Source organism: Rhizobium sp. P1_E6, from assembly GCF_056405875.1.
The window spans coordinates 1-19,120 of record NZ_JBFUBG010000109.1; the positions used below are offsets into that span (position 1 = coordinate 1).

The following is a 19,120-nucleotide window of genomic DNA, read 5'->3' on the forward strand; positions in this document are numbered from 1 at the left end:
ATCGATTGTGGGCTCGCCTCCTGTCACAGCAGCGAGCCCACGGCCTAGACAGAACTAACGCATCTAAGCATCCTGCGGTTTCGGCGGACGACTGGAGCGACGCCTACAGCGGCGGGACGTCAGGGAACAATTCCAAGATTGAATTGTTCCGTTTTGGCGTTCTTCATTCTGCGGCCGAGAGAGGCGCGGGCTGCCAAATGCGCCACAGTTTCCGTGCAGAGACTTGAATATTAACGAGCCCATCGCCGGTGATATCGCAGTACGGCCTTTAGGGTGTCAATCCGTAATTGGCGCGAAGGATCTTGTTGCCACGTGGTCCGCTCACGCTCGGCGTTCGGTCACGATTTTCTGCAAGCAGGTTCCGCCAGCGTTCCAAGCGATCAGCGTCCAGGGCACCGCTTGCGACATCTGCCTGAACGGCGCATCCCGGTTCATAGGCATGGGCAATTGCGAAACCGGCAAAGCGGCGCCAGTTCGGTTATTTCAGCAAAGAAGGCAGGTCGCGCTGCAAAGCCTCGGCTTGCGCCTTGAGCATGCCCGCATCTTGCGCGGTGTCAGCCTTCGTCARCACAATCACCGGATTGCTCCCGGTCTGGTTGGCCATGATCAGKTAACGTTCCAGCCGGGCAAGATTAAAATCCGCGTTGCATGAGGTCACGATAAACAGAGTGTCGACGTTGGCGGCAACAAGTTGCTGGCCACGTCCGCCTTCCGGGCGTCGTTGAAAGACGCTTTTGCGGTCAAGACGGCTGATMAGCATACCGGTCAGTGGATCGGCAAGAACCCAGTCGCCCACCGCGTAGTCAGCAGTGTTGGTATTGGCCGGAAGTTTCAGCCCGACAGGCCCGTTGACATCGATCGCCTCGATGCGTGCCCGGTGAACTGAAGCGATGCGTCTGGGGATCAAGTGCGCTTCGCTGGGCTGGACCTGATCTGAGAAGAATTCAGTCCACCCAAGCAGTTCCAGTGGTGAAGAAAAGTGGGAGCTGGTCAAATCTTGTTCCGCATTCGGTAAGGCTGCCATAAAGGGATTTTCAATTGGTTTCCGCTGCTTCTCGCCTAACCGCGGGGGKGATCCCGTTTTGGCAAMGAGGTTGCGTAAGCAGCAGCCTCGCCGGGATAGGGGAAATCATCGCCGAGCTGACGGTCGCCATCGTAGACTTTGAAGATAGGCCCATCAACTTCAACAATCTTRTARCCATTCACGTATTCGATCTTCGGTGTTTTCCAACCCATCAAAAGCTCTCCAGTCCGGTCCGAGGTTTCTCTGCTCTAAAGATGGTGCCCGACGGCTCATACTGGGCAGTCRATGATCTATCATGTGCTCGCGCAAAATACGATTAGCCAACGCCGATTTCGCATTTCGTTCCTCGCTTCAGATTCAGCAATTGGGACTAATCTGACTTTGAGGATGGAACGAAACGCGCAGCCACGCCTTTTCCGCAAAACCATAGCGAGGAGAACGACCATGGGAAGTACATCCGACAAGATCACGGGAAAGACCAACGAAGTTGCTGGCAAGGCCCGACAAGCCGTAGGCAAAGCCGTGGACAACCACGAAGAGCAGGTGAAGGGAAGCGTCCAGGAAGCGAAGGGCAAGGCGCAGGTAGCGAAGGGCGAAGCCAAGGACGCCGTTAAGAAGGTCGTCGACAAAGCCTGATTGAAGGCTTGGGGAGCCCGCGAATTTCGCGGCCTTTCTCTTTTTAGGGAATCCCGATGAAGATCACAAAGACAACAATCTCGGCACTTGCATTTGTACTCGCCGCAGGAAGCGCGCTCGCTCAGGCGCCAGCCGATCCGGCGGTTGACGCCTGCAAATCGACCGGACTTCTTGCCCTCCAAGAACGGTCCGCTGATATCACCGATCTAATTCTGGATATGGAAAGTCTTGCGGTCAGCAAGGCGGACACAAAAGTCGGAGACGTTCCCGTGAAAATGGTCGTACTCGGTGAAGCATACATCGCTCGCAAGGAGAAGACGGGAAAGCCTGATCGTTTTGTTTGTCTTCTTGGCGAGAAGGGCAAAGTTCTTCTCACCTTCTTCACCGCGCAGTGATCGAGCCTACGAAGTTCGATGCTTTTGCAGGAAGGCGGCAAGGGCTGTGCGGATTTTGGTGACCACCGATGGTTCATTTGCCGCACGAACGATCGTGATCTCTCCATCGTTCATATCGAGAGACCACCGGTCGCCACTACTGCTCGTGGAAATTCCTTCACATCCTTCATGTCTGCTCCCTGCTTGGAACCCATTTGGATTTCCCGCCGTCTTGGGCTGTTGCCCGGCATCCGCTACAGCCAATTCCGTTTAAGTCCTACTTGAGGAGCCCTGCGGCGCGCAGCGCATGTTCAATGACCGTCTGCACATCGCTTGTCGGTTGCGAATTGGCCTTAGGCTCCGAGATAACATTCTGTTCTCCTCGAAGTTTCGTCCGGCGCTCGAAGGAGGGGATCAGTCCCCAACTGCGTGCGACGAGCTCCGTCGAGGAGACACCTATATCAAGCATGTATGGGGCGGCTGTGCCGTAACCGCTCGTTACGTCAATTGGTGTACCGTGTCCCATTCCTGCAATGCGATAGAACTCGATCGCCGACATTCCGCTCGCGTCCATCCATACGCGGTGCTCGACGCCATCGGCAACGTCATATCTGGTAGGATCAGCGGATACATCGTGGACCGCTCGCCATTGACCAACGATCGCGAGCGCATTGACTTCCGCAACCGTGTGATCAGCTGTTCCGTGCCATACCGAAATGGTCGGCCATGGACCGGTGTGAGATGACGCAGAGCGCAACCGATCCCGCAGACGTTCAGGAGAAGGCAGACCTTGACCCCGCATGCGATCGAAGGCTTCGGGTATTGTGGAGGCAACACCGTAGGGAAGTCCTGCAATGATGGCGCCACCGGCGAAAACCTCCGGGTAGCAGGAAAGCATAGCATTCGCCATGGCGCCGCCGGCCGAAAGTCCGGTAATATATATCCGGGATGGATCAATACCGTGGCTCGCTGTCATGACGGCGATCATCGCGCGGATGGAGGCTACTTCCCCGTGGTCGCGCTCGACATCGCTATCGACGAACCAGTTGAAGCAGAGGTTTGGGTTGTTCTGCCGGGACTGTTCGGGAAACAGCACCGCAAAACCGAAGTCGTCCGCCAGCCTGGACCATCCAGAGCCCCGGTCGTATCCCGCAGCTGTTTGCGTACACCCGTGCAGGACCACGACCAGTGGTACGGGATGCGGCGAGCCCTCAGGAACGTGATACCATCCGACCAGTTCGCCGGGATTCTGGAAACTCCCGAGCCGCTTCAGTCGATGGGAAGGAGGCGTCGCGGCCGAGATAGTGCGGAAGCGCTTGAGCCGTTCCAGTGTATCCGACAGACTTCGCATGAGAAGTGCTCCACAGAATGCGGAAAGCCTTCCGACGTTCCTAGTGGGCTAACTAATGCTGCAGCGCACAATTGCAAGGCCCGGGCGTGAGAAGGATGTCGATGTCATGGCTGAACCCGCAGCACTTGGGTGGCTCGACCGTTTCAGCGGCCGATATAGGCGGCCAGTTCGTCAGGTGTGCCGTTTGGAAAGGCCTGCTTCAGATATTCCAGAAAGGCAGACACACGGGCACTGAGCAGGCGTCGTGAGGGATAGAGCGCCCAGAGCGCAATCTCGGATCCCTGGATATCCCCCCAATGCACCAAAGTGCGGTCCGCCATATCGTGGCTAACCAGGGAGATTGGCAGACGTGCAGCACCAACGCCGGCGCGTACGGCGTCGCGGACCATGATGAGCGAGGACATGGCGAGGACGGGCTCGATCCTGATTGCCGCAGCACCCTCTGTTGTCATGACGTTCCAGGTTTGTTGGTTGCCAGGTCCACGAACGACGCCGGGAGCATGGAGGTCTCCAGCGGGGCGGGCGAGATTGGGGCTTGCCACGACGACCAGGTGGTCTCGCAAAAAGGCTCGCCCGACCAGACTTTCGTCCGGATCAGGATTGACCCGGATGACCAGATCGTAGCCTTCCTCGATCATGTCCACGGCCCGATCCTCAGTTGTGATTTCCAGTCGCACATCCGGGTATTTCAGCGCAAAACCTGCCGCGATCTTGCCCATGGCGGTCTGCGACAAGAGGAGTGGCGCGCTGATCCGTAACCTGCCGCGCGGTTTCTCCGCGCCCGAGGCGATGTCGGCTGCCGTCTCGTCGAGCTCCGTCAACAGAGCAGCGGTCCGCTCATGAAGGGCGCGTCCTTCCTCGGTGAGTTTCAGGTTGCGCGCGCCACGTTCGAATAGCCGAAGCTCCAAGGCAGCTTCCAACTCCGTAACCCGCCGGGACAGCGTTGCCTTCGGACGGCCGGAGGCGCGTGCAGCTTTACCGAAGCCGCCATGACGGGCGACGAGATGGAAATCAGCAAGAGCAAGGAGATCCATATCCGTTCCACTGGCGAGACGATCTGTCCAAAAAGATGGTCTATTGGATCGACAATGAGCCGTCCATATTCGGGGTGTCAAGCAAAACCAACCCGGAGAAATCCCATGACCATTCTTGTTACCGGCGCGACAGGTAATATCGGCGCCCAAGTCATCGAACACCTCGTCAACCGTGGCGCTGACGTCCGCGCTCTCGTCCGCGATCCCTCCAAGGCCAACTTCCCGGCTGGCGTCGCCGTCGTAAAAGGTGACTTTCTCGACGTTGACTCCCTGCGAAGCGCCCTTGATGGGATCTCCTCACTATTCCTTCTGAATGCGGTCGTGCCAGACGAATTCACCCAAGCTTTGATTGCGCTCAACGTCGCCCGCTCGGCCGGCATCGAAAGGATCGTCTATCTCTCGGTCATCCAACCGGACGTCTACGTGAACGTGCCGCATTTTGCCGGCAAGTTCGGCGTCGAGCGGATGATCGAACAGATGGATTTCCACGCCACGATCCTGCGCCCGGCCTACTTCATCCAGAACGATCTGACGATCAAGGACGTCATCACCGGCTACGGCGTCTACCCGATGCCGGTCGGGGAAAGGGGCCTCGCCATGATCGATGTCCGCGATATCGCGGAGATCGCCGCCCTTGAACTGCTGCGACGCGAGCAGTCTGAACAGCCGCTTCCCCTCAGCCGCGTCAACCTCGTCGGTCCCGACACACTCACCGGACCGGATATCGCCGCAATCTGGACCGACGTGCTTGGTCGCCTGATCCACTACGGCGGGAGCGATACGCAAGCCTTCGAACAGAACCTCAGGCAGTTCATGCCCGCCTGGATGGCCTACGACATGCGCCTCATGGGCGACCGCTTCCTGACCGACGGCATGCTGCCCGAAGGCGGCGACGTGGAGCGCCTAACGGCACTTCTGGGCCGGCCGCTCCGCTCCTACCACAACTTCGCCTCCGAGACTGCTGCCTCTGCCTGACGCAGCGTCGCACACCCCGGACAAGGACTATCGTCATGATCTATTCGACCGCTATCGTTCTGGTAAATCCGCACGGCGAGACAAAACTGACCCGCGAGCAGGCCTGGAAGGGCCTAGAGCTGAAGGCCCGCGATGCGCGTCTGTTCCTTCCTCCTGGCCTGTGCACCCGCTGTGATGTCGTCGAGGAAAGCGCAACGCACTTCGTGCGCGAAGCCATCATCGCCGGCTCTGAGATCAGGGAGATCATCACCCTTGAGCCGCAGAGCAAGGTCACCTTCTTCCAGGCGACCGGCCCCCGTGAAGGCGCCATCGTCAACGAACTGTTCGAAGATGAAACCGGTGCACTGCAGCTTCGGTTCTACTGCTACCTCGGCCTTCGCGGAAAAGAGCCGAATGGGCCTGAAGAGCAAGCCGAGCAGATGCAGTTCGACAGTGACAAGGGCTACAAATCTGCCCTGCTGTCGACCCTGAAGCGGACCCGCGAGCTGCTCGCAGAGGGCCGGCTCTGATCACCACCATCAACACCCCAGGCAGAGCTGCCTCTCGGTAGGCGCCCTGCCTTTCAAAAGGACAAAAGCAATGAGAACGTCCGAGAATGAAACCCAATCAGCCATTGCCCCAAAGATCCTTGTCCTTGGCGCCACTGGCCCAACCGGCCGCCACATCGTTGGCCGGGCTCTGAGCCGCGGCTATGATGTCACGGTGCTGGTGCGCTCCCCGGAAAAAGCCCCCGATCTCAAAGGAGCAAAGCTTGTTATAGGCGACGCTCAGGATGAGAAGTTGCTTCGCCGGGCCATCAGGGGGCGTGATGCGGTCATCAGTGCACTCGGCACACCCGCAAGTCCTTTTCGTGAAGTCACCGTTCTTTCGACCTCGACCCAAGCGCTCGTCAAATCGATGCAGGCGGAGCAGGTTTCACGCCTTGTCAGCATCACAGGAATTGGTGCTGGCGATAGCAATGGACATGGGGGCTTTCTGTTCGACAGGTTGATCTTTCCGCTGCTTTTGCGGAAGGTTTACGAGGACAAGAACCGTCAGGAAGCCCTCATCAAGGACAGTGGACTGGATTGGACTATCGTGCGGCCCTCCATTCTCAATAACAAGCCCGGAGGTAAAGTGATCCGGACGCTTACCGACCTGACTGACTTCCATGGCGGTGAAATCGCGCGACAAGACGTTGCCAGTTTCGTGTTGGACCAAGTGGTCGGCGATGCCTGGGTCCATCGTGTACCGTTGATAACCTGGTGACAGAGTGCAGCCTTGTGCGCTGTGAGGGCTAGTACGGTCATAAAGGCCATCGTTGCGGATGGTGGAAATCAGGCATTGTTTGGCTGCACCGCTTTGGGGACTGTCAAGCCTCGCTTCAGCAGGGATTGAGGCGACGAAGGCACAAGAACGTGAGCACACTGATCACGCGTTCCAGAGCACGAGGTGCGTTCACACCTTAGTTGTTGTTCGCTCGAACAGAAACCGTCGCGGTCCTCCCCGCAATGAGCCGGACTGGGCTCGGGATATCATCGATCTCGATCCGAACCGGAATTCTCTGGGCCAGCCGAACCCATGAAAATGTTGGCGCCACGCTTGCGAGAGAGCCAACACTGTCGCTCCGCTCTCGATCTTCAATACCGGCGGCGATACCTGCGACATGTCCCATGATCGATTCCGCCTCACCCATGATATCGATCTTCACTCGATCGCCGACCTGGATTCGTGGGAGTTTGGTCTCTTCGAAGTAGCCCGCGATATAGATGGATTCTCTTTCCACGAGCACCCCAACCGCGTCCCCGACGGAGACATAGTTCCCGCGACGCAAGGAGAAGTTGGTGATTGTCCCTGATGCTGGTGCTTTCACAGTTGTCCGGTCGAGGTTCAGCTTTGCCAGATCCCGAGCCGCTAGCGCCGACTGATATGTAGCGTCTGCCTGATGCATCTGGCTTTCCGCATGCTGCCGCTCTTTCAAGCTGGCTGCTTCTCTGGAGGCGAGCAGTTGATACCGTTCGAATTCGGTTCTCGCCAGTTCCGCCGCGGCTTTGCTGCTCTGCATCTGGGCCTCCGCTTCGCGCAGCGCAAGTTCGAAGCGGTCTGTTTCGATCCGAAACAGGGGCGTCCCTCTCTCCACCTGCGCGTTGTCCGATACCAGAACCTCGATGACAGGCCCCGAGACGTCTGCTGCCAGTCGAACGACATCCGCACGGACATGAGCGTCCCGTGTCCACGGTGCTTCCATGTAGAAGGACCATAGGTGCCAGCTAAGAACTGCAGCGCAGCCCACCATAGACAAGGTCAACAGGGCTCGCCCTGAGGTGATCGTGAGGTTCTTCATCTTTGCAACCAGTTGATAGCGGCGGAAAGCCCACCGAGGAGGGTGATGTAGAGTGCGAGGTTGAACAGGGAGCGATGCCACACCGCTGGATAAAACCCGAGCTTGGCGAGAACCGATGTGAGAATGCGGAATAGACCGTATGCACACAGGGCGAGTGCCGAGAACCATGGAAGGAGGACACCATAGATGTCGAATTGTCCGGTCACGCGGCGATCCTCCTCGCAGGAGGTTTTATGAAAACCGGTGGTCCGGCGTCCGGAGCGAGGCACAGACGGAGCGCGGCTGCGTGCACCACAAGTTCGCCGTCTACATCCGCTGCGATCATTTCCAGAGAGGAAAGTATAAGGTTATCCAGCATTCCAACGGCATTTTCCAGGACGTCGCCACGTTCAGCGGGCGCCAGGTGGTACAAGATCTCCAGTCCTGAGAAGACGGCTTCAGCCCTGAGGCGAATAGGCATCGATGCTTCATCCGCGAGCTCCCGCATCGCTGTTATATGAAGTCCTGCTCGCAGATCCCGGATAAGGTCGGCAGCGGCGGTATCGGAGGTCGGCGATAGTTTTGCCGCTCTGGAGGCAAAGAGACCTGCGAGATCGATTCCGCGATGGTAGGTGACATGAGCATTGGCATGTCTGCCGGCCGCGATCCTGGCGACATGCTTTTGGGTAACGGAAAAGAGCCTCCTGGCATTTGTCTCCGCTCTTACAGATCGGAAGATGCCGCAGACGGCGATCGTCCAGGCCATCGCAAGAAGGGTCGCGATCGCCGAGTTTGCAAACGTCACGAAGTCGCTGCTCTGGTGTGCCTGGAGGGTGAGAAGAAGGGGGAAATTCACGCACAGCCCCATGCCGACGATCGCGAGTGAAGGCAAAGCGAGACATATGCCGGCAGGGATCAGAAACAGCCCGAGGGCAGCGACGAGGGGCACGAAGCCGTTGATCATCGGAAGGATAGCGAACCCGTAGACGAACGCTGCGATGACGGAGCCGATCGTTACGTCGACAAATTTGCGCATGGCTGGGACAGGATCGTCCATTGTCGCAAGAAGGCAGCAAAAYACTCCCGAAATCTGGGCAAATGTCATCCCGTCGGTCCAGCCGCTTGCAATCCAGAAGAAGGTGGAGGTCGCCAGGCAGATCGCGACGGCCAGCGCCGATAGCAATGCCATGCCGATGTCGCGGTGCAGAGCCGGCATCTTGCCGGGAGCAGCGAAACGACGAGCAGCCCTCGCCGCATTCTCTTCCTCTATAGCTTCACGAAGAGAGTTAGCCTCATGAGAAATTCGATGAATATCCCGCAGATTCCGGGCGGTATTGGCAAGAAGAAGATTTTCCCAGAACGGGGGCGCGCCGGAAGAGGTTAGCGCGTCGATCATTGCTCTGGAGCTCTCCGTGGTATCGGTTGAATGAGAACTGATCCTTGCGATCAAAGACAGAGCCTGCTCCGATTTCGAGGTGTTGAGCTTGGCGAGTGCTCGTCGCAGATCCTCTAGTTCGCTCATCAACGGAAGCAAGGACACCATCCGGTGCTGCAATGATCTCACCAGCGAAACTGCACGTCGATATCGGGATCCGTCATATCGAAGGTGGACCGTGAACGACCGAAGGTCCGCCGCGTCCGCCGCCAAAGCGTGTCGTTCTGTTCTGCTGTGATTTTCTTCTGTCTCGTCAGTCGCCGTCGCCGCGAGGACCTTCCGCGCCTTTGCCATCCACCCGTCGATCCGGTTGACGAGTACCGTCCCCACATGAACTGGAAAGACGACGTGGCTAATAATCGGGGCGCATGTAATCGCAAGACCGATCTCCTCGATGCGGGAGACAACAGTGTCGAACGTGTTTGCCGGCGCGGTGACCAGTGGCAGTCCCGCCAGGAGCACCGTGTAACCGGCCAGCAGGGAAACATAGCTGCGAGGCGTGCGATCAAGAAGGCTAACGAAAGTGCATCCCGACACCCATGCAATGATCGCTGCGGAAAGCAGCATCGGCTCGTTCACAAGGTTTGGAACCATGATGACCGTCGCGCCGCCACCGATCAGGGTCCCCAGCAGTCGATAGAGCGATTTCGATGCGATCGCGCCTGAAAGCGGATGGGCAACGATGTAGACCGTTGCCACCGTCCAGAACGGCCGCGGCAGATCGAAGCTTATTGCAATGTAATAGGCCAGTATGGCCGCCAGGAATGTCTTCAATGAAAAGATCACGTTCCCAGTAGTGACAACCGGTCGAGCGCTCACAAGTCATCTCCCGATTGGTGGTTCTTCCGCGAGACGCCTTGCTCTTCCATGGCGCCGGTGAAGCCGTAGATCGCGGGTGAGACGTAGCAAAAGAACGGAACCGCGATGCAGGCATGCATATAAGCGTCGAGCGGGTCGGCGCACGAAACAGCCGAAGCGGCTGGCAGCTGGTGGCCAAAGAACCCGYGGACCCTCACAAGGAAGGCTTTCGTAACCTTTCGCGCACTGGCTACGCGACTAGGCCCGACGCGCACATATTGTGGAGGCAAGATGCAAAGCCTGCGATAGCGCTTCTGAGGCAGCCGAAATTCAGTCTGGAAGATATCAGACCACCAGTGAGGGTCATGTTCGTGTATCGCCATCGTCATTCTCCGAATTCTTTCGGACGACCCTATCGACAAAGCACGTGGGGGAATTTAGATATTCTCTCAAATGATCACTGAATCCCACCAAACGCGGCTGTCCCTTGCTGCAGCCCTCGTCGATCATGATCTCGAAAACTCTGCCGCGCTTGCGCGCGCCGTGAGGATCGACGTGTCGCAGAACGAACGCGAAGCACCTGAGCATCGTCATCGAAAGGGGCAGCTCGTCATGGCGTTACGGGGAGGGGTGACATGTCGCGTTCCCAGCGGGATGTGGATGGTGCCACCTCATTGCGGCGTCTGGGTTCCGGGAGGGATGCTGCACAGCAATGTGGCGACCGCCAACGCACGTTTGTTCTTTCTGTTCATTGAGCCGGGTGCTGCCGATCTGCCGGATCGATGTTGCACGCTTTCGCTTTCCCCGCTCGTCAGAGAGCTCATCATCGAGATGGCTGACCAGTCCCCCGTCGCGAACGCCCATGCTGATTTAATTTCGACGCTGCTTCTATCGGCTTTATCGCGGATGCCGGTAGAGGATCTGCATCTACCCCTGACAGATGAGCCTCGCCTTGACTTGATCGCATCGGTATTGGTCGATGACCCGTCTGACCGGAGCACGATGGCGCAATGGGCAAAGCGAGTGGCAATGAGCGAGAATTCTCTCGCTCGTCTTGTTCAGCAGCAGACTGGCTTGACCTTCGGCCGTTGGCGACAGCAGTTGCAATTGATCATCGCAATCCGAAGCCTTGCAGCGGGGGCGACGGTGCAGCAGGTTTCGGGCGAACTCGGATATGAATCCGTATCTGCATTCATCACCATGTTCAAGAAAGCCCTCGGCGCATCGCCAGCAAAGTATCTAGGAAACTTCTACCGTTAAGTGTCGGGAAACACAGTTACTGAAGCACCCTGCAGGAGATGAAGCATGTTCACTCACGTGATGATCGGAAGCAACGACCTGGAGCGGGCCAGAAGCTTCTACGACGCCACCTTCGCTGCATTAGGAGGCAAGCCCGGAGAGATGGATGTGAGAGGCCGACTGATCTACGCTCACGAGGGGGGCCGACTGATGATCACGAAGCCGATCGATGGTAAGGCGGCGACTGCAGCCAACGGCGGGACGATCGGTATAGGTGCTGCAAGCCGTGACCATGTTCTAGCGTGGCATGCCGCCGGTACCGCGCATGGTGGCACGGCAATTGAGAGCGAGCCTGCGGAGCGGCCGAACGGGGCATTCGTAGCATATCTTCGGGACCCTGACGGAAACAAGCTCACTGTACGGTCTCACCCGAGGAAATGAGATAGGCGTGCGAAGCGGCTAGTGGACAGCGTGATCAATGGTTGCGCTATATCGGTCAAGCCACCGTCCCGCCGACGTGCTGGGGCGGTTTGGATGAGCCGATGCCCTTTAGATAGGCGGTGTCCTGTATGGGTGGGCGGCCGAACAAACGCCTGTACTCGCGTGTGAACTGCGTCTGGCTGTCATAGCCGACCTCGAAGCCGACGGTTCGGGCACTCGAGCCGCCAATCAGCAAGCGTTTACGCGCCTCCTGAAGCCTGACATGCATCCGATATTGCAGCGGCGTCATCAGCGTCGTCGCCTTGAAATGGCGATGAAGTGATGTCGCACTCATGCGCGCGAGGTCGGCAAGCATGTCGATTGCCATGGGTTTATTGTAATGCTCCTTTATCCACGCGGTGACCTTCCCGATCTGGGCGATCTTCGTATCCTTCGTGGCGTAGTCTCTTAATGTTGCACCATGCTCACCCTGGAGAAGCCGATAATAAAGTTCCGTCGTTGCAGGCTTGAGTAGCGCAGCCAGATCCTCCGGGCGGTTAAGAAGCAGTACGACGCGATGAAGTGCGCTCAAGATGTCTTCAGTCTGTCGTGCGACCGATAGACCCTCCCGGTGCGCCTGAGCAGGGCGGACCGCGACATTCGGAAGCAGTTCGGCCAAGTCCCGACGGTTAAGTTCAAATGACAATGCATAATGCGGATGGTCGTGGAAGCTGCGGTGATGCGGGCGGAAACCGGCAGGTTCACTGAGGCAATGAAGTATTGCGTGTCATCAACTTCGAACGCGCGACCGCCGAGCAAAATTTCCTTTTGGCCTTGAATCACAGCGCAGAGGCGGGGTGTGTAAATGCTTTCAACAGGAAGGGTCGGCGCCTCGACCTTGAAGATCGAAAGACCGGCGATAGGGGTCTTTTGTCTCGGCGCAGCAGCGTGTCGATCAATGATCGCGATAAGCTCTTCCTTGATCCTCAAATCCGTTCCTTCATGACCGATGGCATAGCCTCTAATGTAGGCAGTGACATAAGATTTGGTAGGATCGTATGAAACGCTGGGCGTTTCGCCATAACAGTCCCATCCTGCCGTTCGTATCTTTCGTGAAACGGCGACCGGTCTGCAAAGACCGCTTTTGCGGCCATTGCCGTTCGCAACCAGAAGGATGATCGAAAATGACGAATAAACCGGTATGGTTCATTACCGGCGCCTCGAATGGCCTCGGCTTCGAGATCGCCAAACACGTGCTGGGTCTCGGTTATAGGGTGGTCCTGACGGCCAGGCGCCCCGAGCGGCTAGCCGGGCTCGCTGATCAATTCAAGGGGCAAGCGCTCGCGCTGAACCTCGATGTCACCGATCGCTCGACAATCAGGAGCGCTGTCGCCGAAACGCTCTTGATCTTTGGTCAGATCGACGTTCTCGTTAACAACGCCGGTTACGGCTATCTCGCAGCGATCGAGGAGGGAGACGAGGAAGGTGTTCGCAAACAGTTCGATACGAACCTGTTTGGTCTCATCGATGTTACGAAGGAAGTCTTGCCGGCCATGCGGGCGCGCAGAAGCGGTCATATTGTAAACGTCTCTTCGCTTGGCGGGCTCATGGCATTCGCGGCAACCGGTTACTACCACGCGACAAAATTTGCAGTCGAGGCCGTTTCAGAGTCTCTTGCCCAGGAACTCGCTCCGCTCGGCATCAAGGTAACCATTGTAGAACCCGGCGCATTTCGCACCAACTGGGCTGGTAGCTCGATGGCGGAGTCGCAGATCGTCATTGACGACTATGCTGACACGGCAGGAAAGCGTCGAGTATCGACGAAAGCGGTTTCCGGCAATCAGCCGGGAGATCCCGCCCGCGCCGCAGCGGCTATCCAGATGGCAGTTGAATCGCCAGCCCCTCCCTTGCGGCTCCTCTTGGGAGGATCTGCTTTGGATCTGGCCTACAAGCGTCTTGAAACACTTCGGAAGAATTTCGACGATTGGAGTGACGTGACCCGCGGTGCCGATTTTCCCGAGTTTCAAAGGTGATATTCAAGTCCGGCAGCCAAGCGAGCTCGCATTCCGTCAGGAGGGAACGAAGGTCGACGCCTTCCGAGGCCAATCGCCGTGCCCGACCAGTCGGCTTTCGATGGTCTTTCAAGGCCAGGTACCCAGCCTGACATCGAGTTTCTCGCTTCGGACCGCCAGCGCACAGGGTGATGCGCGCTGGCGACGTGGCAGGTGCCGTTCAGGCTGGCATTTCGTCCGGCGTCGCCAATGTCGTTGAAGAGCTGCGGTGTGTCTGGACGCATCAATGAGGTGCCAGGGTAGTCAGCCACGATTTCTGCCGGCAAGTACCTCCGATGTAATTGAGATCATGAACGGCTCGACGGCGATTAGGATTTCGGCTTTGCGGGTGATCGCCGGCTTCGTTCAATCCATTGACACAGCGTTTCTTGCGCGCGAGCATTCGTCCTCGGCGGACATCGTCTCCCCCGGGAATAGCTGTTAGTGCCCGCCAGGGTGCGTCTTGACCGATGACTTTGCGGAAACAGTGGATCGAGCCCGCCCGCCCATGGTCRCGCGCGGGTTGGCCATTACACGCCAGCGGGCTTTTCTCTCGACAACGAACTCGCAGAGCCACTGTCCAGAAAGATGTGGCACGAGAGGTGGTCCTGCAAAATGGAGGCCGGCACGACGTTTATGACTGGCCCCTCCAGAACGTCCCGCACAGCCTTTGCTTTACGCACGTCGGGAACCGTTACGACGACGGTTCCACTTGCCATGATACGCTGTACTGTCATCGAGATCGCCTGCCTAGGAACTGCATCAACCGATGAGAACCAGCCTTCCCCGAACTGCTGTAGTCTACATTTCTCATCCAGATCGACAATTCTGTAAGCGACGGTAGTTTCAAAATCGGCCGGAGGATCATTGAAAGCAAGGTGCCCGTTTTCTCCTATACCCGCGAATGTCACGTCGATGGGATGTTGATCTAGCAGAGCGTTCAGTCGGCATAGTTCTGCTTCGATGTCGGGGGCGTCACCATTGACGAAATGAAACGCGCCCAACTCCGGGAGTTTCGAAACAAACCGATCCTTCAGATAGCGCCGGAAGCTCGCGTCCGAGGTCTCCGACATGCCCACGTATTCGTCCAGATGAAAACCCGTCACTCGCGACCAGTCGATTCCTTCAAGAGCGGTGAGTGCTTCCAGCATTTCAAATTGGCTTGCACCCGTCGCCACAACGATATTTGCTTTTCCAAGTTGAATTATGGCCTCCTGAATTCGCTGGGCACCGAGCAAAGCCGCCGCCGCAGCGCTATCGACCTTGTCTTTAAAAAAATGCGTTTTGATCATTTGTTTTTCTTTCGAAGATCTGGGAGGATCGTTAGTTGGTTCAGTCGCGATTGAACAAGGCGCCGCTGCTTAAGGGCAACGTGCTCTTTCTCATAGGCTTGAAAGTCCAGATTCTATTGCTGGCTACGACGACAGGATCAAATCCACTCGTGCCGGTTTGCTCGGCCTTCGGCATCCGGCGCCCGGATAAAATAATCGGGGTATGCTTCGCTCAGGCTATCGATGTAGGGAACGATCACACTAAGATGCTCACGTAGTGCCTCTCTAGAGGCATTGATATCGTTGTGAGCAATAGCGTCGCGGATGCCTTGGTGTTCTTTTAGCGTTTGCTCCATTCGACCCTCCACGGGCAGCGACAGGACTCGTACACGATCCAAATGCACTTTGATCTGCCGCACCATTGGCCAAAGCGTCGTGAAACCAGCACCCAGTGCGATCGCCTCGTGGAACGCTTCGTCCGACTCGTGGAATCCGCCCATGTCTCCAAGAGCAACAGCAAGCCGCTGTCTGGCAAGAACGACATCTAGACCGGCAACGTCTGCTTGATCGGCAACCTTTGCCATTCGCGTAATTGCGACTTCCTCCAAAGACCGTCGAATTATGATTGCTTCGCGGATGCGATTTACCGGGATCCGGGCAACGAAAGTACCTGCCTGGGCCATCATCTCGACCAAGCCGTCCGCTTCAAGCTGAAGTAGTGCCTCTCGTACAGGGGTTCGGCTCACGCCAAACTGCTCTGTTAAAGCCTTTTCATTGAGAGGTTCACCCGGACGAAGCTCCATACGAGCGATCGACCGGAGCAGGGTCTCATAGATTACCGTGGCGTGAGTGCGGCGGGCAGGATGAGCCGCGGATGACCGAGTAACGGCTTTGTTTGGTGAACCAGTCTGTGTCGGCGTTTTCATCAGTCATATCTCTAAAGGTGAGAACTCACTTATTTGTCCTGAAATTCGTCAGGTGTGACATACGATATATTAGTATGCTTCGTCTACGTCAACCCTTCCGTTGGAAGTTTCGTCGATTCCAAAAGGGAATCGAATCGTTATAAAACAATTACTTATGGTAATTATCGTGCTTGGATAACCTCATGAGAGGGCGCGAGGTGAGAAATCAGACTCGCAGCTATTGCGCATCTCGTAGCTACGATATATTAATGTATCGACCAAATGAGGGGGAGCCTTGCGATGACGAGTTTCAAGCGTAGAACATTCCTGAATGCGATGGCCGCCGGCCTCGCGTTTGGTGCATACCGACCATCTTGGGCCGCACCCGACCGGGTTCGGATGTTTTGGTGGGGGTCAAATGATAGAGCAAAGCGCACCGAGAATGCTGTTAAGGCTTTCGAAGCCGGCAACCCCGATGTTCTCGTCGATACAGAGTCTGCTGGGTGGGACGGTTATTGGCCTCGTCTCGCCACCCAGGTGGCGGGGCGCAATGCGCCCGACATGATCCAGATGGATCCTATTTACATGCGCGAGTATGCGCGCAGGGGGACTATCGCGCCGCTCGACAAATTTGTCGGGACGCTTCTGAACATTCAAGGGTTTGACAAGTCCAATCTTGAGTCCTGCAGCGTGGACGGCGCGTTATATGGCGTGAATGCAGGCGTCAATGCTTTTGGTCTGGTTATCGACAATAACGCCTGGCGAGAACGCGGGGTCGAACCGCCTACGTTCGGGACGACTTGGAATGACCTCTTGGAGAAAAGCAAGGCTTTTGCCACCGCGAATAAAAAGCCTGGATTCTATGCTTTGGCCGATGGCAGCGGTGTCGAGCCGGTCTTCGAAATTTGGCTGCGCTCTCAGGGACGAGAACTCTATACGGCTGAGGGAAAGCTGGGTTTCGATCGGCCCCTACTGTCCACCTGGTTCCGGTACTGGGCTGCCATGCGTGACGGCGGCGGTTGTGTTACTCCTGACATACAGGCGCTTTCGAAGAATGCGGTAGAGTCGGGGCCTCTGACCTTGGGCCATTCGGCCAGCGATTTTGGTCATTCCAACGAATTTATTGGTTTTTGCGAGCTTAACAAAGCGCCACTGTCACTCACCGGCATTCCAGTCTTTTCCGACGGAGAAAGAAGCAACTATCTCAAACCGTCACAGATGTTCTCTGTCTCGAGCGGATCCAAGAACCCTGAGGCTGCTGTAAAACTCATCAATTTTATGGTGGCAGATCCTGTCGGCGTCAAATTCCTCGGCGTTGAACGTGGTGTGCCGGCTTCGCAAGTGATGCGCAATCTGCTTTCGCCTTCCTTGAATGAGAATGAACGGGCGACCGTCGATTTCATTTCTAATCTAGGTCCATATGTCGGGAAACTGCCCCCAGCACCGCCTACAGGGGCCGGCGAAATCAGTATTCTGCTGACGCGTGTAAGTCAGGAGGTGGGGTTTGGAAGCGCGACACCCGACGAGGGCGCAGCATCATATTTCGATGAAGCCGACGCAATCCTGCAGCGTAGGTAGTGGCTATGCCGGAAACATCATGCTCATCGAAAAATGCGGCTGCCGAGGGTTTGAGGGCGCAAGTCGGCCGCATCGCCAAGCGGAACTCTTCAGGCGTCCTTTTCCTGCTGCCTTGGCTCATTGGCTTTACTGTCTTCACCGCCGGCCCAGCGATCGTTTCATTGTATCTTTCATTCACCGACTACGACCTGATCCGCGAGCCGCAATTTGTGGGACTGGCTAATTACATGCGCATAGTGACGGCGGACCCGAAATTTGCTTCAGCAATGCGGGTTACGTTCATTTACGTTTTGTTCTCGGTTCCCCTAAAGCTTGTATTCGCTCTAGGGGTCGCGGTTATCCTCAATCGCGGTATCGCCGGCTTGCCGCTGTACAGGGCAATCTTCTACCTTCCATCGCTGCTTGGCGCATCAGTAGCAATTGCGGTACTCTGGCGCCAGCTCTTCGCCACAGACGGCCTCGTCAACAGTTTCCTCTCGCTTTTCGGGGTAGTCGGGCCGAGCTGGATTTCGAATCCTCACTATTCCCTCTACACTTTGGTCATCCTGTCCGTATGGCAGTTTGGCTCGCCGATGATCATCTTTCTGGCGGGACTTCGCCAGCTTCCGCGAGATGTTTACGAAGCGGCCAGTCTCGATGGTGCCTCGAGTATCAGGCAATTTTTTAAGATCAGTATTCCTCTTCTGTCACCGGTGATCTTCTTTAACGTCGTGGTTCAGACTATCGAGGCTTTCAGGACCTTTACTCCGGCCTTCATTGTCTCTGGAGGTACCGGCGGTCCGATCAATTCAACCTTGTTTTACGCGCTGTACCTTTACCAAGAGGCGTTTGGAAACTTTCGGATGGGATACGCTTCGGCGTTGGCGTGGATTTTGATGATCATCATTGCCGCGTTCACCACCCTTTCGTTCCTGTCCACGCGATATTGGGTGCACTACGATGAATAGTCGCAAGCTACGACCGTTATTGAATGTAGATGCAAGGGTAGTGCTGAGTCATTCTGCGCTGATCATTGTCTCCCTGGCGCTGCTTTACCCAATCTTTTGGATGGTGGCAGGTTCTCTGCGACCCCAGGACGAGATTTTTTCGGGCGGAGCCACCATCGTCCCATCCCAGGTAACGATTGAGGCCTACCAGTCAGGCTGGTTCGCAATGAAGGTAAGTTTTGGGCGTTTCTTTCTCAATTCCTTTGTTGTCGCAATTCTGTCGACGATCGGAACTGTCATTTCGGCGTCCGTTACCGCCTTCGCGTTCGCGAGGTTGAAATTTGCCGGACGAGACATCTGCTTTGCGCTCATGCTGAGCACACTGATGTTGCCCTACCAGGTAACCCTCATACCGCAATATGTCCTGTTCCTCCGCCTGGATTGGGTCAACACTTGGCTCCCTCTAATTGTCCCAAAGTTCTTCGCGGTTGAAGCTTTCTTCATTTTCCTGATGGTTCAGTTCTTCAAACAGCTACCGCGGGAGCTTGACGAGGCTGCGCAGATGGACGGCTGTGGATCCTGGCGGATCTATTGGAAGATTATCCTTCCGCTTTCGGTCCCAGTCATGGCAACCGCAGCGATATTCTCGTTCATCTGGACGTGGGACGACTTTTTCGGACCGCTGATCTACATCAGCGATATGAACTCATACACCGTGCCGCTCGGCTTAAGCTCCTTTGTGGACTCCAGCGGTGTTTCCAACTGGAACCAGCTCTTTGCGATGTCTGTGTTGTCGCTCAC

General features: G+C 56.7%; 19 protein-coding genes and 2 pseudogenes. 11 read left to right on the plus strand and 10 right to left on the minus strand.

The features are described 5' to 3' along the window. Nucleotides 1-268: 268 nt before the first annotated feature. Nucleotides 269-1,024, minus strand: a pseudogene (gene rsgA / locus AC1D35_RS30935) (GTPase RsgA). Between the two features lie 444 nt (nt 1,025-1,468). Between rsgA and AC1D35_RS30940 the strand changes: the two are divergent. Next, nucleotides 1,469-1,660: a CsbD family protein gene (locus tag AC1D35_RS30940; protein ID WP_477941685.1), complete on the plus strand. Its 192-nt coding sequence runs from the start codon at nt 1,469-1,471 to the stop codon at nt 1,658-1,660. Between the two features lie 56 nt (nt 1,661-1,716). Continuing rightward, on the plus strand, nt 1,717-2,055 hold the full coding sequence (locus AC1D35_RS30945; RefSeq protein ID WP_113298920.1) for a hypothetical protein: 339 nt from the start codon (nt 1,717-1,719) through the stop codon (nt 2,053-2,055). Nucleotides 2,056-2,311: 256 nt separating this feature from the next. Here AC1D35_RS30945 and AC1D35_RS30950 read toward each other — a convergent pair whose 3' ends face one another. Beyond that, a complete protein-coding gene (locus AC1D35_RS30950) occupies nt 2,312-3,385 on the minus strand; it encodes an extracellular catalytic domain type 1 short-chain-length polyhydroxyalkanoate depolymerase (RefSeq protein WP_477854871.1) in 1,074 nt (357 codons plus the stop codon). 143 nt (nt 3,386-3,528) lie between these two features. Further along, complete coding sequence (locus AC1D35_RS30955; protein WP_477941687.1) at nt 3,529-4,419, minus strand: LysR family transcriptional regulator; 891 nt, start codon at nt 4,417-4,419, stop codon at nt 3,529-3,531. A gap of 105 nt (nt 4,420-4,524) precedes the next feature. Here AC1D35_RS30955 and AC1D35_RS30960 point away from each other — a divergent pair, with 105 nt between their 5' ends. From AC1D35_RS30960 to AC1D35_RS30970, 3 genes are all read left to right on the plus strand, one after another. Next, on the plus strand, nt 4,525-5,394 hold the full coding sequence (locus tag AC1D35_RS30960; protein ID WP_477854873.1) for an SDR family oxidoreductase: 870 nt from the start codon (nt 4,525-4,527) through the stop codon (nt 5,392-5,394). Between the two features lie 35 nt (nt 5,395-5,429). Beyond that, entirely contained in the window at nt 5,430-5,903 is a 474-nt protein-coding gene (locus AC1D35_RS30965; RefSeq protein ID WP_477854874.1) for an AtaL-like protein, read from the plus strand. Nucleotides 5,904-5,973: 70 nt separating this feature from the next. Further along, on the plus strand, nt 5,974-6,642 hold the full coding sequence (locus AC1D35_RS30970; RefSeq protein ID WP_477854875.1) for an NAD(P)-dependent oxidoreductase: 669 nt from the start codon (nt 5,974-5,976) through the stop codon (nt 6,640-6,642). 196 nt (nt 6,643-6,838) lie between these two features. Here AC1D35_RS30970 and AC1D35_RS30975 read toward each other — a convergent pair whose 3' ends face one another. The 3 genes from AC1D35_RS30975 to AC1D35_RS30985 are packed head-to-tail and all read right to left on the minus strand — an operon-like array spanning nt 6,839 to nt 9,950. Further along, nucleotides 6,839-7,717 carry an efflux RND transporter periplasmic adaptor subunit gene (locus tag AC1D35_RS30975; RefSeq protein WP_477854876.1) on the minus strand — a complete coding sequence of 293 codons (879 nt, stop codon included), beginning with the start codon at nt 7,715-7,717 and terminating at the stop codon, nt 6,839-6,841. Beyond that, nucleotides 7,714-7,923, minus strand: coding sequence for a DUF1656 domain-containing protein (locus AC1D35_RS30980; protein WP_113298913.1), 210 nt, complete (start codon nt 7,921-7,923; stop codon nt 7,714-7,716). Before AC1D35_RS30980 ends, AC1D35_RS30975 begins: the two co-directional genes overlap by 4 nt. Beyond that, complete coding sequence (locus tag AC1D35_RS30985) at nt 7,920-9,950, minus strand: FUSC family protein (protein WP_477854877.1); 2,031 nt, start codon at nt 9,948-9,950, stop codon at nt 7,920-7,922. Before AC1D35_RS30985 ends, AC1D35_RS30980 begins: the two co-directional genes overlap by 4 nt. Nucleotides 9,951-10,382: 432 nt before the next feature. Between AC1D35_RS30985 and AC1D35_RS30990 the strand changes: the two genes are divergently transcribed. Both AC1D35_RS30990 and AC1D35_RS30995 read left to right on the plus strand, forming a co-directional pair. Further along, the gene (locus AC1D35_RS30990) at nt 10,383-11,189 is read left to right on the plus strand and encodes an AraC family transcriptional regulator (protein WP_162805084.1); all 807 of its coding nucleotides are present in this window, start codon (nt 10,383-10,385) and stop codon (nt 11,187-11,189) included. Between the two features lie 45 nt (nt 11,190-11,234). Beyond that, nucleotides 11,235-11,609, plus strand: coding sequence for a VOC family protein (locus tag AC1D35_RS30995; protein WP_115036735.1), 375 nt, complete (start codon nt 11,235-11,237; stop codon nt 11,607-11,609). A 55-nt stretch (nt 11,610-11,664) separates the two neighbouring features. Here the strand turns inward: AC1D35_RS30995 and AC1D35_RS31000 are convergent, their stop codons facing one another. Together AC1D35_RS31000 and AC1D35_RS31005 are read right to left on the minus strand one after the other, a co-directional pair. Beyond that, nucleotides 11,665-11,976: a helix-turn-helix transcriptional regulator gene (locus tag AC1D35_RS31000; RefSeq protein WP_477854891.1), complete on the minus strand. Its 312-nt coding sequence runs from the start codon at nt 11,974-11,976 to the stop codon at nt 11,665-11,667. Nucleotides 11,977-12,123: 147 nt separating this feature from the next. Continuing rightward, nucleotides 12,124-12,578 (minus strand): annotated as a pseudogene (locus AC1D35_RS31005) (AraC family transcriptional regulator); the annotation flags it as partial. A 194-nt stretch (nt 12,579-12,772) separates the two neighbouring features. On the opposite strand from AC1D35_RS31005, the gene AC1D35_RS31010 reads away from it, so the two are divergent. Further along, nucleotides 12,773-13,621: an oxidoreductase gene (locus AC1D35_RS31010; protein ID WP_113508854.1), complete on the plus strand. Its 849-nt coding sequence runs from the start codon at nt 12,773-12,775 to the stop codon at nt 13,619-13,621. Between the two features lie 548 nt (nt 13,622-14,169). On the opposite strand, the gene AC1D35_RS31015 is transcribed toward AC1D35_RS31010, so the two are convergent. Together AC1D35_RS31015 and AC1D35_RS31020 are read right to left on the minus strand one after the other, a co-directional pair. Beyond that, complete coding sequence (locus AC1D35_RS31015; RefSeq protein ID WP_477854879.1) at nt 14,170-14,931, minus strand: glucosamine-6-phosphate deaminase; 762 nt, start codon at nt 14,929-14,931, stop codon at nt 14,170-14,172. Nucleotides 14,932-15,068: 137 nt separating this feature from the next. Then, complete coding sequence (locus AC1D35_RS31020; RefSeq protein WP_477854880.1) at nt 15,069-15,836, minus strand: GntR family transcriptional regulator; 768 nt, start codon at nt 15,834-15,836, stop codon at nt 15,069-15,071. A gap of 279 nt (nt 15,837-16,115) precedes the next feature. Between AC1D35_RS31020 and AC1D35_RS31025 the strand changes: the two genes are divergently transcribed. The 3 genes from AC1D35_RS31025 to AC1D35_RS31035 form a co-directional block, all read left to right on the plus strand. After that, nucleotides 16,116-17,393, plus strand: coding sequence for an ABC transporter substrate-binding protein (locus AC1D35_RS31025; protein ID WP_477854881.1), 1,278 nt, complete (start codon nt 16,116-16,118; stop codon nt 17,391-17,393). Between the two features lie 5 nt (nt 17,394-17,398). After that, nucleotides 17,399-18,340, plus strand: coding sequence for a carbohydrate ABC transporter permease (locus AC1D35_RS31030; RefSeq protein WP_477854882.1), 942 nt, complete (start codon nt 17,399-17,401; stop codon nt 18,338-18,340). Next, on the plus strand, nt 18,333-19,120 hold a 788-nt coding region (locus AC1D35_RS31035; RefSeq protein ID WP_477941695.1), incomplete at its 3' end, for a carbohydrate ABC transporter permease. The genes AC1D35_RS31030 and AC1D35_RS31035, both read left to right, overlap by 8 nt.

What these genes read in the sequence shown, in the direction of transcription:
- AC1D35_RS30950 (WP_477854871.1), bottom strand. Translation starts at nt 3,385, where the DNA reads ATGCGAAGTCTGTCGGATACACTGGAACGGCTCAAGCGCTTCCGCACT.
- AC1D35_RS30955 (WP_477941687.1), bottom strand. Translation starts at nt 4,419, where the DNA reads ATGGATCTCCTTGCTCTTGCTGATTTCCATCTCGTCGCCCGTCATGGC.
- AC1D35_RS31000 (WP_477854891.1), bottom strand. Translation starts at nt 11,976, where the DNA reads ATGGCAATCGACATGCTTGCCGACCTCGCGCGCATGAGTGCGACATCA.
- AC1D35_RS30960 (WP_477854873.1), top strand. Translation starts at nt 4,525, where the DNA reads ATGACCATTCTTGTTACCGGCGCGACAGGTAATATCGGCGCCCAAGTC.
- AC1D35_RS31020 (WP_477854880.1), bottom strand. Translation starts at nt 15,836, where the DNA reads ATGAAAACGCCGACACAGACTGGTTCACCAAACAAAGCCGTTACTCGG.
- AC1D35_RS30990 (WP_162805084.1), top strand. Translation starts at nt 10,383, where the DNA reads ATGATCACTGAATCCCACCAAACGCGGCTGTCCCTTGCTGCAGCCCTC.
- AC1D35_RS31010 (WP_113508854.1), top strand. Translation starts at nt 12,773, where the DNA reads ATGACGAATAAACCGGTATGGTTCATTACCGGCGCCTCGAATGGCCTC.
- AC1D35_RS31030 (WP_477854882.1), top strand. Translation starts at nt 17,399, where the DNA reads ATGCCGGAAACATCATGCTCATCGAAAAATGCGGCTGCCGAGGGTTTG.
- AC1D35_RS30970 (WP_477854875.1), top strand. Translation starts at nt 5,974, where the DNA reads ATGAGAACGTCCGAGAATGAAACCCAATCAGCCATTGCCCCAAAGATC.
- AC1D35_RS30965 (WP_477854874.1), top strand. Translation starts at nt 5,430, where the DNA reads ATGATCTATTCGACCGCTATCGTTCTGGTAAATCCGCACGGCGAGACA.
- AC1D35_RS31015 (WP_477854879.1), bottom strand. Translation starts at nt 14,931, where the DNA reads ATGATCAAAACGCATTTTTTTAAAGACAAGGTCGATAGCGCTGCGGCG.
- AC1D35_RS30945 (WP_113298920.1), top strand. Translation starts at nt 1,717, where the DNA reads ATGAAGATCACAAAGACAACAATCTCGGCACTTGCATTTGTACTCGCC.
- AC1D35_RS30995 (WP_115036735.1), top strand. Translation starts at nt 11,235, where the DNA reads ATGTTCACTCACGTGATGATCGGAAGCAACGACCTGGAGCGGGCCAGA.
- AC1D35_RS30940 (WP_477941685.1), top strand. Translation starts at nt 1,469, where the DNA reads ATGGGAAGTACATCCGACAAGATCACGGGAAAGACCAACGAAGTTGCT.
- AC1D35_RS31025 (WP_477854881.1), top strand. Translation starts at nt 16,116, where the DNA reads ATGACGAGTTTCAAGCGTAGAACATTCCTGAATGCGATGGCCGCCGGC.
- AC1D35_RS30975 (WP_477854876.1), bottom strand. Translation starts at nt 7,717, where the DNA reads ATGAAGAACCTCACGATCACCTCAGGGCGAGCCCTGTTGACCTTGTCT.